Source organism: Acetobacter papayae (genome assembly GCF_047721125.1).
GTDB lineage: Bacteria > Pseudomonadota > Alphaproteobacteria > Acetobacterales > Acetobacteraceae > Acetobacter > Acetobacter papayae.
On the sequence record NZ_JBDNWF010000009.1, the window covers coordinates 39,139 to 55,391 of the forward strand.

Annotated in this window: 13 protein-coding genes; 8 read left to right on the forward strand and 5 right to left on the reverse strand. The window is 60.4% G+C overall.

The features are described from left to right. The first annotated feature begins 43 nt into the window (after positions 1–43). From ribD to crcB, 8 genes are all read left to right on the forward strand, one after another. Entirely contained in the window at positions 44–1,060 is a 1,017-nt protein-coding gene (gene ribD / locus ABF757_RS04725) for a bifunctional diaminohydroxyphosphoribosylaminopyrimidine deaminase/5-amino-6-(5-phosphoribosylamino)uracil reductase RibD (RefSeq protein ID WP_415481152.1), read from the forward strand. Continuing rightward, entirely contained in the window at positions 1,045–1,647 is a 603-nt protein-coding gene (locus ABF757_RS04730) for a riboflavin synthase (RefSeq protein ID WP_415481153.1), read from the forward strand. The genes ribD and ABF757_RS04730 overlap by 16 nt, the downstream gene beginning before the upstream one ends. After that, positions 1,644–2,996 (forward strand): 3,4-dihydroxy-2-butanone-4-phosphate synthase, encoded by a 1,353-nt coding sequence (gene ribB, locus ABF757_RS04735; RefSeq protein ID WP_415481184.1) that lies wholly within the window; start codon positions 1,644–1,646, stop codon positions 2,994–2,996. The genes ABF757_RS04730 and ribB overlap by 4 nt, the downstream gene beginning before the upstream one ends. A gap of 29 nt (positions 2,997–3,025) precedes the next feature. After that, positions 3,026–3,514 carry a 6,7-dimethyl-8-ribityllumazine synthase gene (gene ribH, locus ABF757_RS04740; RefSeq protein ID WP_415481154.1) on the forward strand — a complete coding sequence of 163 codons (489 nt, stop codon included), beginning with the start codon at positions 3,026–3,028 and terminating at the stop codon, positions 3,512–3,514. Between the two features lie 55 nt (positions 3,515–3,569). Beyond that, a complete protein-coding gene (locus tag ABF757_RS04745) occupies positions 3,570–4,580 on the forward strand; it encodes a flippase-like domain-containing protein (protein ID WP_415481155.1) in 1,011 nt (336 codons plus the stop codon). A 120-nt stretch (positions 4,581–4,700) separates the two neighbouring features. After that, positions 4,701–7,295, forward strand: coding sequence for an MMPL family transporter (locus ABF757_RS04750; protein WP_415481156.1), 2,595 nt, complete (start codon positions 4,701–4,703; stop codon positions 7,293–7,295). Positions 7,296–7,312: 17 nt separating this feature from the next. After that, positions 7,313–8,149, forward strand: coding sequence for a universal stress protein (locus ABF757_RS04755; RefSeq protein ID WP_415481157.1), 837 nt, complete (start codon positions 7,313–7,315; stop codon positions 8,147–8,149). Positions 8,150–8,175: 26 nt separating this feature from the next. Then, positions 8,176–8,613 carry a fluoride efflux transporter CrcB gene (gene crcB, locus ABF757_RS04760; protein ID WP_415481158.1) on the forward strand — a complete coding sequence of 146 codons (438 nt, stop codon included), beginning with the start codon at positions 8,176–8,178 and terminating at the stop codon, positions 8,611–8,613. A gap of 20 nt (positions 8,614–8,633) precedes the next feature. On the opposite strand, the gene lptF is transcribed toward crcB, so the two are convergent. The 5 genes from lptF to ABF757_RS04785 all read right to left on the reverse strand — a co-directional run bounded on the left by lptF (position 8,634) and on the right by ABF757_RS04785 (position 16,095). Beyond that, positions 8,634–9,719 (reverse strand): LPS export ABC transporter permease LptF, encoded by a 1,086-nt coding sequence (gene lptF / locus ABF757_RS04765; RefSeq protein WP_415481159.1) that lies wholly within the window; start codon positions 9,717–9,719, stop codon positions 8,634–8,636. A gap of 472 nt (positions 9,720–10,191) precedes the next feature. Next, positions 10,192–11,451 carry an NAD(P)/FAD-dependent oxidoreductase gene (locus ABF757_RS04770; protein ID WP_415481160.1) on the reverse strand — a complete coding sequence of 420 codons (1,260 nt, stop codon included), beginning with the start codon at positions 11,449–11,451 and terminating at the stop codon, positions 10,192–10,194. A 99-nt stretch (positions 11,452–11,550) separates the two neighbouring features. Continuing rightward, positions 11,551–11,787: a DUF3297 family protein gene (locus tag ABF757_RS04775; protein ID WP_025859932.1), complete on the reverse strand. Its 237-nt coding sequence runs from the start codon at positions 11,785–11,787 to the stop codon at positions 11,551–11,553. Between the two features lie 58 nt (positions 11,788–11,845). Continuing rightward, positions 11,846–15,169: an efflux RND transporter permease subunit gene (locus ABF757_RS04780; RefSeq protein WP_415481161.1), complete on the reverse strand. Its 3,324-nt coding sequence runs from the start codon at positions 15,167–15,169 to the stop codon at positions 11,846–11,848. 29 nt (positions 15,170–15,198) lie between these two features. Next, positions 15,199–16,095, reverse strand: a complete 897-nt coding sequence (locus ABF757_RS04785; protein ID WP_415481162.1) for a hypothetical protein — start codon at positions 16,093–16,095, stop codon at positions 15,199–15,201. Positions 16,096–16,253: the final 158 nt, after the last annotated feature.

A 16,253-nucleotide genomic window follows, 5' to 3' on the forward strand; every position in this document is an offset into this window, starting at 1 on the left:
AGAATTCAGGGTGAACAGCACTCAACACTCCTGGGCGTATGAAATGCCAGCGGCAATAGGCGCGGCGTTCGATCTCGCCGTGTCGGAAGCATGGCGCTTCATGGGGCGTACGGCTCCTAACCCTGCGGTGGGTTGTGTGCTGCTTGATGTCAACGGCACGGTGCTGGTCATTACTGCACACCACCGCGCCGGGGCGGCCCATGCCGAGCGTCTGGCGGTTGAGCAGGCCCGGCAGCTTGGTGTGGCTGAGCGGATTCATACGGCTGTTGTGACGCTTGAGCCCTGCAACCATACGGGGCGCACGCCCCCCTGCACCGAAGCCCTGCTTTCAACGCCCGTGCGGACTGTCTGGATCGGCTGTTCGGACCCCAACCCTCATGTGCAGGGCGGTGGGGCGGCTTTTCTGGCTGAGCGTGGGCTTGAGGTCCGCTGGCTGGCGCAAAGCGCGAATGCTCAGGCCACGCTGAACCGCTGCCGTGCCTTGCTGGCGCCATTTGCCAGCAAGGCTGTGCGCGGACGTCCGTGGATTACCGTCAAACAGGCGCTGGACAGCACCGGCTCCATGGTGCCCCCGACGGGGCGCACAACTTTTACCACCCCCGAATCGCTCCATTTTGCCCATGCCCTGCGGCGCGTGACCGATGGCGTGATAACCGCCACGGGCACGGCGCGGGCGGACAGGCCCGATCTGACCGTCCGCCATGTGGAAGATCACCCCGAACGTCGCCGTATGCTGGTGATATGCGGTCAGCAGGCAAACGTGCCCGCAGACTGGCTTGCCAGCCGGGAGCGGGTGTTTGATGTGCATTTCTGCCCTGACTGCGCGGCCCTGCCTGATCTGCTCGCCCGAACCGAGGCCCTGTGGCTTCTGGTAGAGGCAGGCCCGACCCTGCTGGAAGCTCTGCACCGTCATGCACTGTGGGATGACTGGCTGACCATTCGCCAGGACGCGCAGGGGCAGGACCATTTTTCTGTTTCAACCCGGCAGGATGTCACACCGCTTTCGCTTTTCGCGGAGTGGGCGCGCTGCACGCAGGAGGCTGCATGTTCTCTGGTATAATTGAATCGCTCGGGCGTGTTGTCGGGCTAGATCATCAGCCTCATTCACTGGTGCTGGATATCGAAAGCGACCTGACCAATGTGGCTGAGGGTGAAAGCATTGCCCTCAACGGTGTCTGCCTGACAGCACTAGCCGCTGTTGAAGCAGGGCCTGTGCGGTTTTTTGTCAGCGCGGAAACGCTCGGCTGTACCACGCTGGGCGCACTGGCGCTGGGCAGCCGGGTTAATCTGGAGCGTGCGGTTACGCCGTCCACCCGGCTTTCAGGGCATATTGTGCAGGGCCATGTGGATGCGATGGCCCGCTACAAGGGGCATACCACCGAGGGCGAAGGGCGCCGGGTCGTGTTTGAAGTGCCTGCTAACCTGCGCCGCTACATGGTGGAAAAAGGCTCCGTCGCGCTGGATGGTATCAGCCTTACCCTCAATACTCTGGGGGAAGAACAGGACGGCGTGTTCGAAATCGGGCTGATGATTATCCCCCATACCTGGACGCACACCACACTCGGCACCCTGTCTGACGGAGAGAGTGTGAATGTCGAAGTGGACGTGATTGCAAAATACGTGGAGGCACAATGCCGGACCAAATGACAGCCCGACCGGGCGAACGGGCCCCACACTCTGCCGGGGGGGCGCCTTCCGTAGCGTTATTGCGCGCGCTGGATGCGGTGCGTAACGGGCGCATGGTTATCATGGTTGATGATGAGGACCGTGAGAACGAAGGCGATCTGGTCATGGCAGCGGAGTTCATGACTCCTGCGGCCATGAACTTCATGATCACGCATGCGCGTGGTCTGGTCTGCCTGCCGCTGGTGCCTGAGCAGGTGGAGCGGCTGGGCCTGTCCATGATGGTTCGGCAGGATGACAATACAGCCCGCCACGGTACGGCCTTTACGGTGTCCATCGAGGCGCGCGAGGGCGTTAGCACAGGTATTTCGGCAGCCGACCGCTCCCATACGGTGCGGGTTGCAGCATCGGATACGGTCAGCGCGCAGGATATCGCAACGCCGGGGCATATTTTTCCGCTGCGTGCGGCTCCGGGCGGGGTGCTGGAGCGTATTGGCCATACCGAAGGCTCGATTGACCTGCTGCGCCTTGCCGGGCTGAAGCCCGCGTCCGTGATCTGCGAAATCCTGAACGAGGATGGCACCATGGCGCGCCGTCCTCAGCTTGAGGTTTTCGGCCGCCTGCATGACATGCCCATTATTTCCATTGCCGAACTGGCGGAGTGGATTGGTGCGCATGGGCTGGCACCAGTTACTGGGGTAGATGTTCCCGCTGCTGATGCTGTGGCCGGTGTGGCGGAGCCTGCCTTGCCTGACCTCGCGCATGCGGCCCTGCCCAGCGTCTATGGTGGTGATGATCTGCTGATCCATGCTTTCCGCGATAAAAATGGCATGGAACACGTGGCGCTGGTCAAAGGCGATGTAACCTCTGGCGAGGTGCCTCTGGTGCGCCTGCATTCCGAATGCGTGACGGGCGATGCCTTTGGCTCGCTCCGGTGCGATTGCGGGGCCCAGCTTCAGGCAGCCCTGCGCGCTATCGGCGGGGCTTCGTGTGGGGTTCTGGTTTATGTGCGCGGGCATGAAGGGCGGGGCATTGGCCTTGTCAATAAAATCCGGGCCTATGAATTGCAGGATGCGGGGCTGGATACGGTGGATGCCAATCATCGCCTTGGCTTTGCGGCGGATGCGCGAGACTGGCATGCAGCTTCGGGTATCCTGCGCAGTCTGGGTATTGGCGAGCTGAACCTGTTGACCAATAATCCCGCCAAGGTGCGTGCGCTGGAAGCGCGGGGTTTTGTCGTGCGCGAGAGAATCGGGCTCGAAATTGCCCCCAATGCGTTCAATCAGGCTTATCTGCGTGCCAAACGGCAGCGTATGGGCCATCATCTGGGTAGTTTTGCCGCGACATCGGTCGAGCAGGATACGCTAGTCTGAGTTTTTTATTCTAAGGATACGTTATTACAATGGGCACCCGTTCTTCTGTTACCCTGCCGGATCTGGCCGCTCTTTCTCCGGCTCCGCGTCTTGCGCTGATTGTCAGTCGTTTTAACGAAACCGTTACGGGCGGCCTGCGCGATGGTGCCGTGGCCTGGCTGGCGGAACATAATATTGCCATTGCGGACGAAGATATTCTGGCGGCACCCGGTGCGTTTGAAATGCCGCTGCTGGCGCAGGCACTGGCCAAAAGCGGACGTTATGAAGGCGTTATCTGCCTTGGCTGTGTGGTCAAGGGCGATACGGCGCATTTTGAGTTCATCAGCCTTGGTACCACGGTGGGTATCATGCAGGCATCTTTGGCAACGGAAGTGCCCATCGCATTCGGGGTGCTGACAACCTATACGGAAGAACAGGCGCAAGTCCGTTCGTCCGACGATGTGCATAACAAGGGCCGTGAAGCCGCTGCGGCCTGCGTGGAGTCTCTGGCCCTGCTGCGCAGCATTCGCGCAGGCTAGTGTCTCCCGCCCAGCCATGAGTGACTGAAATGCGGCAAGGGAGCAGGGAACAGACATGAAGCGGGTAACATGTGCCGCTGGCGTGATCGGGCTGGCTCTTACCGTGTGGATGCTGGTTCAGTTTGGCGCGCATGCTATACTGACGCTGGTGGTCAGCTGTGGCTGGGGCATTGTTGCCGTTATTGTCTTTCATGCGGTGCAGGTGTGTCTGTCCGCGCAGGCATGGCGCATCCTGTGTGGGGGTACGTCAGGCCCAGCCCTGCACCTGAAGGACTTTTTCCTGCTTCGCTGCGTGCGTGAAGGCATCAATAACCTCCTGCCTGTTGCTCAGGTGGGGGGAGAGGTTATGTCCAGCAGGCTGCTGGCCCGGCGCGATATTGGCGGCCGGCGGGCCGCGGCTTCCACCATCTGTGATCTGACACTGGAACTGCTCAGTCAGGTTCTGTTCACCTGTGCGGGCCTGACCCTGCTTCTGTTTCTGGTGCACCGCTCCAGTGTGACGGATCACCTTGTGGAAAGTGCCGTGGTTCTGCTGGTCATTGGTGTGGGTGTGTTTGCCAGCCAGTGGCTGGGGGCTGTCGCACTGATCGAAAAGCTGCTGGTGCGTATTGCGTCACATCTGGGCTGGACCGGGGTGGATGGTATTCGTGGCCTGCATGAAGAAGTCATGTCCCTTTACAAGAGCGGACATAACGCCTTCCTTGGCATTATCCTTCAGCTTGTGGCGTGGGTTCTGGGCACGTTAGAGGTCTGGCTTATTCTGCACTTTATGGGGCATGGCTGCACGCTGGCGCAGGCCTTTGTTATCGAAGGCGTAGGGCAGGCAGCCAAATCGGCCGGGTTTGCCGTGCCGGGCGGGCTTGGTGTTTCCGAAGGGGGCTATATCGTGGTGGGCAGCCTGTTTGGCATTGCCCCGCCGGTGGCCATAGCCCTGTCCTTGATCAAGCGTTTGCGCGAGATCGCATGGGGGCTTCCGTCTCTCGTGCTGTGGCAATGGCTGGAGCACGCATGGGCGGCCCGGCCCACCCGGCCGGGTGGCTCTTCTCTCTTCCGTTCAGGCTCATAGAGCGTGCCGGTGCATATCCTCTCTTGCGTCAGGCGAGGGGGTTGGGCAAACCAGAGCGGTTTCCGGTGTCAGCCCCGACAGCCTGAAGTCAAGATCTAGAACAGGGTTCCGTCGCTCATCATGCTGTTCGCATTCATAGGCCGTTTCATTACATTGTGTGCCCGCCATGCCTGGGCGGTTGTGGCGCTGTTTCTTGTGCTTTCGGGTGCGAGTGTTTACGCGGGCATGACCAGTCTGGGTGTTACGACCGACACTAGCAAAATGCTCTCGCCACGGCTGGAGTGGAAGCAGCGTTCAGATGAAATGGGGCGTCTGTTCCCCCAGAAGGAAAACCTTCTGGTTGCCGTCATCGAGGCTGACCTGCCTGAGGAAGGTGCTGAGACAGCCCGTGTTCTGGCGGAAAAACTTTCTGCCGATCACAAGCATTTCGCCTTTGCCCGCAGGCCCGACGCCGATCCTTATCTGATGCGTAACGGTTTGATGTTCCTTGATGTCAAACCCCTGACCTCCATTCTGGACGATACAATCGCGGCACAGCCGTTTCTTGCTGCACTGGCGCAGGACCCTTCGGCCCGGGGGCTTTTTGGCGCGCTCTCCCTGATTGCGGAAGGCATCAAGCAAGGGCAGGCGAATCTGACCGGGTTTCAGGCACCGTTGAGCGGCTTTGCCAATACGTTGGAGCAGGCTGCCGCCGGAAAGGCCGATCCTCTGTCATGGCAGCGGCTGCTGGGTGGCCAGTTGACCGATCTGGAAGGGCGTTACCAGTTTGTGGTGACCAAGCCTAATCTGGATTTCGGCTCTTTCCAGCCCGGTGGCGAGGCGAGTGATGCCATGCGTGCGGCTATCAACTCTCTCGAATTTGTCCGCAATGGCCATGCCCGTGTGAAGATGACGGGCGATGTCCAGCTTAATGACGAAGAATTCGCCACCGTGGCGGAAGGTATGGTGGCCGGTCTGGTTGGCTCCCTTGCCCTTGTAACCCTGTGGCTGACGCTTGCGGTGCGGTCGTGGCGGGTTGTGGTGCCTATCGTTATCACGCTGGTGGTGGGGCTGCTACTGACAACGGGTTTTGCTGCTGTGGCGGTAGGTACGCTCAATCTGATTTCCGTGGCGTTCGCCATTCTGTTCGTCGGGATCGCGGTTGATTTCGCCATTCAGTTCTCAGTGCGCTTTCGGGCACAGAATCCGTCTGAACCCGGTGTGCAGGGCATGTTCGAAGCCCTGCGAATGACGGGGGAGGAAACGGGGCATCAGATTCTGGTGGCGGCTCTGGCCACTTCCGCTGGTTTTCTGGCTTTTACCCCCACAGCTTTCCTTGGCGTGGCGCAGCTTGGTCTGATTGCCGGGGTAGGGATGATGGTGGCGTTCGTGTGCACCACTACCCTGTTGCCCGCTTTGCTCAGAATTTGTCGTCCGCCGCTGAACTGCCCCAGCATGGGGTACACGTTCATGCGCCCGGTTGATCAGGCTATCCGCCGGTTCCGCAAGGTTCTGCTGGCCGTTTTCGCGGTTGTGGCGGTTGTCGGGCTGGCTCTGGTGCCGCGGCTGCAGTTTGATGGCGATCCGCTCCATACCAAAAATCCCAATTCCGAAGGGATGCGGGCACTGCGCCTGCTGATAGACAACCCGCAGACCTCTCCCTACAGCGCGGAACTGCTCACCACCTCGCTGGACGATGCCCACAAACAGGCGGACAGGCTGGCGGAACTGCCTCAGGTCCATGACGCCATGTGGCTGGGTTCGTTTGTTCCAACGGATCAGGATCAGAAACTCCCCCTGATTCAGGATGCCGCCTCCATGCTGCTGCCCACCCTTATGGTGGGACAGACAAAACCCGCCCCGGATGCCGAGGCCTTGCGGGCTTCGGCTGCGGAAACGGCCAAGGCGCTGGCGGGTGTGCTGGATAGTCTGCCTGCACAGGATCCCTTGCGGCGTATCCAGTCCGCGCTGCTCAAGCTCTCACAGGCACCCGATGCCGCTGTTCTGGCGGCCAATCAGGCGCTTGTGCGCTTTCTGCCAGCCGAACTGGACCAGCTACGGACCATGTTGCAGGCTACCCCGGTCAAAATCAGCGATATTCCTCATGATATTGCTGATGATTATCTGCTGCCGGATGGGCGAGCACTGGTTGAGGTGCATCCCAAGGGCCTCATGACCAGTTCTGGCGCATTGCACCAGTTCGTTTCCGCCGTGCAGAGGCTGGAACCTGACATTGCCGGGCCTGCCGTGGATATTGTCGAGAGCGCTAACTCCATTGTGCGCGCTTTCGAGCAGGCTGCAGTTGCCGCCGTGGTCATGATAGCCGTTATTCTGCTGCTGGCCCTGCGCCGGGTAAAGGATATGGGGCTTGTACTCGCACCGCTGATGCTCTCTGCGCTGATGACGGTCGTGCTGGTGGTGCTGCTGCCTGAAACGCTGAATTTTGCCAATATCATCGCACTCCCCCTGCTGCTGGGAGTGGGCGTGTCGTTCAATATCTACTTTGTCATGAACTGGCGCGATGGCGTGCATTTCCCGCTGGCGTCTCCCACGGCGCGGGCCGTGCTGTTCTCCGCCCTGACAACAGGCACGGCGTTTGGGTCTCTGGCCATGTCGCATCATCCCGGCACGGCCAGCATGGGGCGTCTGCTGCTGCTCTCGCTGGGCTGCACGCTTGTCTCTACCCTTGTGTTCGTTCCTGCTCTGCTGCCCAAGAGAAAGAGCGACGAGTTCTGAAATCAGGGAGATAATCCATGCGCCTGCTGGCTGTTCTGGATCGCGTTGATACCGCACCCTTTACGCTGGAGGCGCTGGCAGGACTGTTGAACCGGCTTGGTCCGGCACAGAGCAGCATCCTGCATGTGGCGCCAGCGCGCGACCCTGATTACCTTTCTCCCGATGAGGGCATGCCTGATGCGGCCGAGCATGCCCGCTTTGAGCACACTGTATCCGCACAAACCGATACCCTGCACCAGATCGCTCAGGAATGGGCGCAGGCCGTTATCCCGCACCGTGATACCGCATGGACAGAATGGGTAGGGGATACGCGCACCCTTGTTGCGCGTGAAGCTGCCGGGGCCGATATAACCGTGCTGAGCAGGCCCCGCCCGCAGGATAATGCAGCTGTAGCGGAAGCCTTTGCCGGAGCGCTGTATGACGCCGGGGCGGCGGTTCTGATCGCGCCTTTGGAGCATTATGACACGCTTGGCCTGCGTCCTGTCGTGGCGTGGCATCCATCGCACACGCTCGATCTGGCACTACAGGCAGCGCGCCCTATCCTTGAGCGGGCCAGTCATGTGACATTTGTGATCGGTGAAAACGCGCCTATGGAAGTGCCAGACCCGCCACTGGGCGCGGAGCTTGCCAGGCAGGGGGTGGCTGTTCATATGGACCGTTTCCTTCTGGATACGGGAGACATAGGCGAGCAGGTGCGCCGGCATGCTCTGTCTGCAGGCGGGGATCTGCTGGTCATGGGGGCCTATACGCGGCCTCATTTCATTGAGTGGCTATTTGGTGGGCCTACACAGGATATTCTGGCGCATGGCACCCTGCCGATCCTGACCCGCCATGCGCCGCTTGTCCGATTATAAGGCTCTGGCAGGGAGAGGAAACGACAATGGCGACACGGCTTGCAACAACCGTCCTGATCGGGCTGGGCGGCGCATTCGGCACGCTGCTGCGCTACTGGGGCGGGCTTGCGGCCCTGCGCTGGAGCCAGTGGCTACCATGGGGCACAATCCTGATTAATGTCAGCGGTTCTTTCGCCATTGCGTTTTTTGGTGCGTTAACTGCCGCTAGCGGGCGTTTCCCAGCGTCCGAAACCACGCGTCTGGTGTTCATGGTGGGGATTTGCGGTGGCTTTACCACGTTTTCGTCCTTCAGCCTCCAGACCCTTGATCTGCTGCGGCAGGGATCCGCACTGCGCGCATTGCTGAATATCGGGCTTTCGCTGGTCCTGTGCATGGCCAGTGTGACGGCGGGCTATCTGGCGGCGCAGGCGCTCAACGCGGCGGCCCAGCCTGCTCCGGCGCAGGAAGAACGCTCTGCCCGCTAGGGCCAAGCTATCCGTTCAGTTCAGCAGGTTCGATCCCGTAGCCTGAACAGCCCTATCGCGCCAACAAGCAGGGAGATGCAGGGTGAAACAATGCCGAACACGGCATGTTTGACCGATAGGGAATGCAGCATCAGATTAAGCGCGATAAAGGCGATCACCGCCAGTACCGCCCATGCCGGCCTGCGTATGGAGGCCTGACGCGAAAACTGCCCGCGTAGGGTGGCATTGAGCGCGATAACGGCAAGAGCCAGCGCCGTCAGGGGCTCTCCCAGACGCTTCCACCCTTCAGCGATCATTCGACCACGTTCCTGAGCCGATACATCCGATGGCGGGTGGAGCAGCGTGGAAAGAGGCTGTTCTTCGGGGCCGGGGCCTTCGGAATGCTGGCTTTCGGAGGAGAGGGACAGGACCTCCTGTGTGAAATACACCATGCCCAGATGGCCCGTATGTGGGTCGATTTCCTGCCGGGAGCCATCAAGCATGACCAGTAGGGGCATGTGGTCTTTCATGATCATGACGCCGTGGCGGGCCAGTACGGTGGAACTGTGGCCCGGCTGCCGTTCATCGTTGATCAGCAGCCCGTGCAGTTCTCCATTGCTATCCTTCTGGCGTACGTAAACCGTAAGGCCGGGCATGATATTGAAAAACACGCCATCTTGTAGAAGCAGCACGGCCCCCTGACTGCGGAGCGACTGCTGGAGATGATGGATATGACGGGCACTGTATGGGACGATGACCAAGGTCAGCAGATAGCTGAGCAGAATGCATGCACCCGTTATGAATGTGGCGGGGCGACTGAGTTGGGGGGGAGAACGGCCAGATGCCAGCATGACCGTTAGTTCACGGTCAGCCATGGCACGGCTGTATGTGACAAGAATGGCGATAAAAACAGCCACTGGCAGAATGATCTCGACCAGTCCGGGCAGGATCAGCAGGATCATCCAGAGAAATGAGAGGAATGACACCCCCTGACGGGAGAGCAGGGGCAACAGGTGCAGCACCTGCATGAGCCAGACCAGCGGTGTCAGCACCGCAATCGTGCCCACAACGCCCAGCACGATCTGGCGCGCCAGATAGCGGTCAACAATGCCAGAGATTGGTAGCACTAGGGCACCATGGAAGGAGTGATGATGAACGTGAAGTGATTCATGCGACCTTCATAATGGCCGAACTGATGGACTGCGGCCAAGGGAATACATGTTGCCCGGGATAGGGTGAGGTGGTCGCTGTGCCGTTTGGCAACAGGCATCTTACCAGCCGTTTTTGGCCTAATCGTGACAGGCCCGGCTGTTGTATTGCGCTGCTCATGCCTGAAAAGCCCCGTTTGGTAAGGAAGAAAGAAGGGGGTGCCATCACGCACTGATAGTACAGGAGAGGCTGTACACAGAGGCTCTGTCCCGCTTGGTGAACGTGCAATACGGGGCATTTCTTCCTTCTGGGGAGGCTTGCAGGGGGTGACGCTGTAATTTCTACAAGCGCATGAGCCGTAAAAACAACCTATACGGCCCTTTTATAAGGGCGAATTTCACGGCCTGTAAAGCAGGCCACCTGCGTGGTGCAGGGGCCTGTATTGAAAGCTTATTCAGAAATCCAGCGCGGGTGATGCGGCAGTTCGATATCACGGCCCTTGAGCATCATGTCCCAATATACGCGCGGGAATACCGTGGTTTTAAGGAACCATGCAAAACGGCTGGGCTTGCGCTGGTCATATGGGAAGCTGGGGGCGGGCTTGCCGCCGTACAGGAATTCCGCCAGCACAATCCGCCCGTAGCCGACAGTCAGCGGGCAGGCGCCGTAGCCGTCGTACTGGCCATCCAGCGGTTTGCCGTCGAGCGAGGCCAGCACATTGGCGCATACGACAGGCACCTGTGCCCGGGCGGCGGCCATGGTTTTGGCGTTGGAGGTGTTCATGACATCCCCCGCACCAAAAATGAATTCGAAACGGCTGTGGCGCAGGGTGGCGGGGTCGACTTCCAGCCAGCCAGCGGCATCGGCCAGTGGGCTCTGCTTGATGAAATCAGGCGCGCTCTGCGGGGGTGTTACATGCAGCATGTCAAAGCTGCGGACGTCTTCTGTCACGGTGCCATCAGGAGCAGTAACGGAGAAAGTGGCCGTGCGGGCCGGGCCGTCCACTGCAATCAGGTTGGTCTTGTAGCGCAGGTTAATGCCGTAATAATCGACCGCTTCCTGCAAGGGGGGGCGATAATACGCAACGCCGAACAGGACATCGCCCGCCAGACAGAAATCGACATTGGTGCGGCTCAGCGTGCCTTTTTTGCGCCAGTAGTCAGAGGCCAGATAGGCGATTTTCTGCGGCGCACCGGCGCATTTGATGGGCATGGGCGGCTGGGTGAACAGAGCCGTGCCACCTGCCAGGGACTGGATGCAGGTCCAGGTGTATTCCACCGTCTCGCGCGAGTAGTTGCTGCAAACGCCGTTGCGGCCCAGCGTCTCGCGCAGGCCCTTGATCTTGTCCCAGTCCAGTTGCAGGCCGGGGCAGACAATCAGGCGGTTATAGGCAACGGTGCGGCCGTCATCGAGGGTAACGGTGTTGGCTTCGGGCTGGAAAGAGGTAACCGCAGCGCGCAGCCACTTGCTGCCTGCCGGGATAAGCCCGCCTTCCTGATCGAGTGTATCGCGCAGTTTCATTGCGCCCGCCCCAACCAGTGTCCAGCCGGGCTGGTAGGCATGGGTGGTAGCGGGATCGATAATGGCGATATCCAGCGTGGGGCGCATGCGCAGAAGGCGCGCCGCCAGAGCGATACCAGCCGAACCACCCCCGACAATCACGATCGTGAAATGCAGGTCAGGTGTTGTGCTGGCTTGTGTCTGTGTCACGGCTCTTGTCCCTGTCATTGTCTTTTAGACGGCGCAGTATTCCAAACCCATACAATTAAATAAAGTATTTAATTGTATGGGGCATGTGCCAGAAGCAGATCAGTCCTTGATCCAGACCTCAACCGGGCCGGTCAGCTTCATGGTCAGCGGGTTGCCACGCCGGTCCGTGGTTTTGCCCACGGCTACGCGCACCCAGCCCTCGCTCACACAATATTCCTCGACATTGGTTTTTTCCACACCTTTGAAGCGGACGCCCACGCCTCGGGCCAGCAGGGCCTCGTTGTAGAAGGGGCTTTCAGGGTTGACGGACAGCCGATCGGGCAGGGTGTCTGACATGGTCATGTCTTTCCGGTCTGGTTGAAAAAAGGTGCTCCCGGCGGAAGCCGCAGGGTGTTCAGGCCCGTGTCTTAAAGGGTTTTCGCAGCAAAGACCATGCGTTGTGGCTCAGGGTTTGTGCGGCAGCGCTGAGGCGGTGCATGATCAGGTAAATGGCGGGGGTGGAAAACAGGGTCAGCAACTGGCTGGTGGCCAGCCCGCCCAGAATGGCGATTCCCAGCGGCAGGCGTAGTTCTGCGCCGTAACCCCGGCCAAGGATCATGGGCACGGCCCCGAAAGCCGCAGCCATGGTTGTCATCAGGATCGGGCGGAAGCGGGTCAGGCAGGCCTCACGGATGGCCTGTTCTGGCGATGCGCCGGCCCGTTCCGTCTGCAAGGCAAAGTCGATCATCAGAATGGCGTTTTTCTTGACGATGCCAATCAGCAGAATGACCGCAATCATGGAAATGAGCGAGAAGGGCTGCCCGCATAGCCAGAGCATGAGCACGGCCCCCATAGCAGCAGAGGGCAGGGTGGAGAGAATGGTCAAAGGCTGGCTGTAGCTCTCATACAGGATACCCAGCGTGACATACATGGTGGCGATGGCCGCGATCATGATCAGCAGCTCATTCACCAGATCCTTGTGCAGGTCGCCTGCCTGACCTGAAAACCCGCCCTGTAGGCTCTGTGGCGCGTGCAATGCGCGCATGGTGGTGCGAATTTCGGCCTCGGCCTCGTTCAGCGAGCGGCCTTCGGCCAGATCAAACGAAATAGTGCCTGATATCATGCCCGATTCATGGCTGACCTGAAGGGGCGAGGGCCGCGAGATGAGTCGGCTGATCGCGATCAGAGGGATCATGGTTTCCTCAAGCGAGGACACGGCCGAGCCGTTTGAAGCCCCGGCCCCGCCGCCCGCCAGCCGGTTGGCCACAGCGTTGCGGAAAGACTGCTCGCTTAGTGTCGTGCTGCTGGAGGTCGAAGAACTGCTGTTGTTCAGGCGTACCCGCACCGTATTGGACGCAATGGCTCCCGAGGCGGTGCCGCCCGAGGTGGAAACCCAGAGTGTTTTGAGTTGCTCCGGGTTGTCGCGGAACGTTTTTGCCACCTCCATGATCACATAAGAGGTGGTGAACGGGCTCGATATGCTCGACGCTGTGCGCTGGCCGTAGGCATCGTATAGCGCATTGCCGATCAACTGTGGTGTGACGAGATAGCGCGCGGCGGTTTCGCGGTCGATATCTACATGAATGGCCGTTCCGCTGCCGCTCTGGTGGCTGCTGATACCACGTAGGATTTGGCTGTTGCGCAGGGCGTCTGTCAGGCGGGGCACCCAGGTCTGGATATCCTGCGCCTGATCCGAGCTGAAGATGAAGCTGTAAGCGCCTTCATGCTGCCGCTGGCCACCACCGTTGATATCGCCGGGGTTGGATACGCTCGCACTCAGCCCCGCAATCTGGCCAACCTGCTTGCGTAGCCGTGCGGCAATGGCTTCGGGCGTTGCGTTGCGTTGGTTCTTGTCCTTCAGCACGGCAAAAATTGTGGCCTCGTTTGCGGCATCCTCCCCCGTAAAGCCCATGACATCGCGGATATCGGGATCGGCCATCATGATTTTGACCACCCGCTTGGCCTTGTCCGCCATAGCGGTGAAGGAAATGCTCTGATCGGCGCTCAGATAGCCTTCCAGCAGGGCGATATCTTCGGCAGGCAGAATGGTTTTGGGCATAACCACGATAATGCCGATGGTGGCCGCCACACTCAGCGGCAAAGAGAGCGTTACCCACCAGGGGTGGCGCAACGTCCAGTCCAGCGCGCGGCTGTAGCCTTTGGCTGTGTGGAGCAGGAACCAGTCTGTCGTATCTGCCAGCACACCCGCCCCCCATACGAAAGGGTTGCGGCTCCGGCCTTCTGGTGGAGCCTGCGGGTCGGGCACTGCCAGAAGGCGCGCGCACATCATGGGTGTGAGGGAAACCGCCAGAAAGAAAGAGACGGAGACAGCGATGGTCAGGGTCATCGCGAACTCGAAAAACACCTTGCCCGGCACCCCACCCATGAGCAGCAGCGGCAGGAACACCGCCACCAGCGAGACGGTAATGGACAGGATGGTAAAGGTAATCTCGCGCGAGCCGATCAGGGTGGCTTCCATGCGCTCCATCCCCGCCTCCATATGGCGGGCGATGTTTTCCACCACCACAATCGCATCATCCACCACAAAGCCGGTGGCGATGGTCAGCGCCATGAGCGAGAGCGTATCGAGCGAAAACCCCATGAGGTGCATGGCCGCGAGCGACCCCGCCAGCGAGACGGGAACGGTCACGGCGGGAATAAAGGTGGAGCGCCAGCTCCGCAGGAAGGCCAGTACCACCAGCACCACCAGTGCAACGGACATCAGCAGCGTTTCCTGCGTGTCCTTCAAGGCGCCACGGATGGAAATCGAGCGGTCTGTTACCAGTGTCAGTTTGACATCGCCGGGCAGGGCCTGACGCAGATAGGCCGCTCGCGCGCGGATGGCATCGGTTACTTCTATAATGTTGCTGCCCGGCTGGGCACGGATAATGGCCAGAACGGCGGGGTTTGCATTCAGCCAGCCTGCCTTGCGGTCGCTCTGCGGGCCGCTATGCACCCGGGCAACACTGTCCAGCCGCACAGGCCGGCCATCGCGGTAGGCAATGACAAGCCCATGATACTGCTCGGGGTCACGTGCCTGATCATTGGTCTGGAGCGTCAGGCGTTGCCCGGCCATGTCAATAAAGCCTTTGGGCGTATTGGCGTTGGCAGAGGCCAGTGCCGAGCGCACATCCTCAAACCCGATTCCGTAATGGTAGAGAAGCTGCGGGTTCATCTCTACCTGAATGGCGGATTTGTCTGACCCCACGAGTTCTACCCAGCCCACGCCCTTTACGCCCGCGAGCAAGGGGGTAAGGCGGGTTTCCGCCAGATCACGCAGGGCATCGGGCGCGCGGGTGGGCGATGTCAGGGTCGCGACCATGATCGGGCTGTCGGACGGATTGGCCTTGTAATATTGCGGCGGCATGATCAGGGTTGTGGGCATGTCCGTGCGTGCGGCACGCAAGGCGGCCTCCACGTCACGCGCTGCGCCATTGATATCCCGGTCACTTTTGAAAAACAGCAGGATAAAGCTGCTGCTATCCGTTGTGTCCGAGCGCATGCTTTCAATGCCTGCAATCTGGCCAAGTCTGCGCTCTAGCGGTGTGGTAACGGCGCTGGCCAGCTGCTGGGGCGAACTGCCAGGCTGAGTGGCAATCACGTAAATGACCGGCACCGAGATATTGGGCAGGTCGGCAACCGGCATGGCGCGGTAGGCGAATAGCCCTGCCACCACAAAGGCCAGAGCCATAAGGGTGGTGCCGACAGGACGCATGATAAACAGCCGACTGAACGACACCGGGCTGGTCTCCCTTTACGTGGGGTGGTTCAGTGTTGGGTGGGCTGGTGGCCCGCTGGCTCACCGGAGGGATGGTCGAGGCTGGTGGTGGGTTGGTCCTGTGGCTGGTTGACCAGAATGCGGCCCGGCCCATCCCGTTCTGTAGCGACTGTGCCACTGGCCTTGTCCACGATAATGGAGCCGCTGCTTTCAACATGCAGGGCCGCCACTCCGGTTTCGCCGTGGAAAATGGCGTCTTTGGTGCTGGCGGAGGTGATCTCGAGAGCTTTCAGCCGCCCGGAACGGGCTAGAAAGCTCGAAGCCTCACCAAGATAGACAGACAGGGCGGTGCCATTGGCCTTGCCGATTGTAACGGAGGCCGTGCCCGTGGAGCGGATGCGGGCTGAATCGGGCAGGGTGGGAATGTCGATTGTGCCTGCGGTATCGGCAATCAGGTCCAGCGTTTCTGCCGTGCCAATCTGCGTAAGGCCGGGGCCTGTGTGCAGAAAGACCGGGCCGGTGCGGTTGTCGACAACGACGACACTGGCCTGTGGTGCCTCAATGGCCAAGGCCATGTTTGGCGGTGTGGCTATGTCGATGCTGGTCGGGGTTTTGGTTGCGGTGGCATCCGGTGTTGCGCAGGCCTCAATGGCCAGCCTTACCGTGCCATCAGGCTGGTGGGTGATGGCGGTATTATCCGGCCAGTGGCCCCGGACGGTGTTTTTCGGCCCTTTTTCCGTGCGGATATGCAGCATGGCCGGGCACGCCAGACCGATTTCAAGTCGCTGCCCCTCTACGGTTGCGGAGGGCACAGTATCGGACGGCGAGGCTGACGCCTGACAGGCCATGGGTGGCAGGGTGGCAAGGCAGACCCCAAGGGCAAGTGCCGGGCGGAAAAGACGATAACGCATGGTGTAATTCTGCCAGTCGCGGATGAGGCCGTCCACTCCCTATCCTGCGTGCGTGAGAGATAACGTGGCCACTCCGGCAGTCCCCTGTAATCCGGTGCGTGAAAAAAGGGAGATGGCGCAAGTCCCTGATCATGGGACTGCACGCCAGCCCCGAAGCTGTTATGGTGCCCGGCAGGAAAACCGGCCGCGCCGTG

Bases quoted from the DNA above. Each gene is read 5' to 3' on its own strand.
- ribD (WP_415481152.1), top strand. From the start codon at position 44: ATGCCAGCGGCAATAGGCGCGGCGTTCGATCTCGCCGTGTCGGAAGCA.
- ABF757_RS04730 (WP_415481153.1), top strand. From the start codon at position 1,045: ATGTTCTCTGGTATAATTGAATCGCTCGGGCGTGTTGTCGGGCTAGAT.
- ribB (WP_415481184.1), top strand. From the start codon at position 1,644: ATGACAGCCCGACCGGGCGAACGGGCCCCACACTCTGCCGGGGGGGCG.
- ribH (WP_415481154.1), top strand. From the start codon at position 3,026: ATGGGCACCCGTTCTTCTGTTACCCTGCCGGATCTGGCCGCTCTTTCT.
- ABF757_RS04745 (WP_415481155.1), top strand. From the start codon at position 3,570: ATGAAGCGGGTAACATGTGCCGCTGGCGTGATCGGGCTGGCTCTTACC.
- ABF757_RS04750 (WP_415481156.1), top strand. From the start codon at position 4,701: ATGCTGTTCGCATTCATAGGCCGTTTCATTACATTGTGTGCCCGCCAT.
- ABF757_RS04755 (WP_415481157.1), top strand. From the start codon at position 7,313: ATGCGCCTGCTGGCTGTTCTGGATCGCGTTGATACCGCACCCTTTACG.
- crcB (WP_415481158.1), top strand. From the start codon at position 8,176: ATGGCGACACGGCTTGCAACAACCGTCCTGATCGGGCTGGGCGGCGCA.
- ABF757_RS04775 (WP_025859932.1), bottom strand. From the start codon at position 11,787: ATGTCAGACACCCTGCCCGATCGGCTGTCCGTCAACCCTGAAAGCCCC.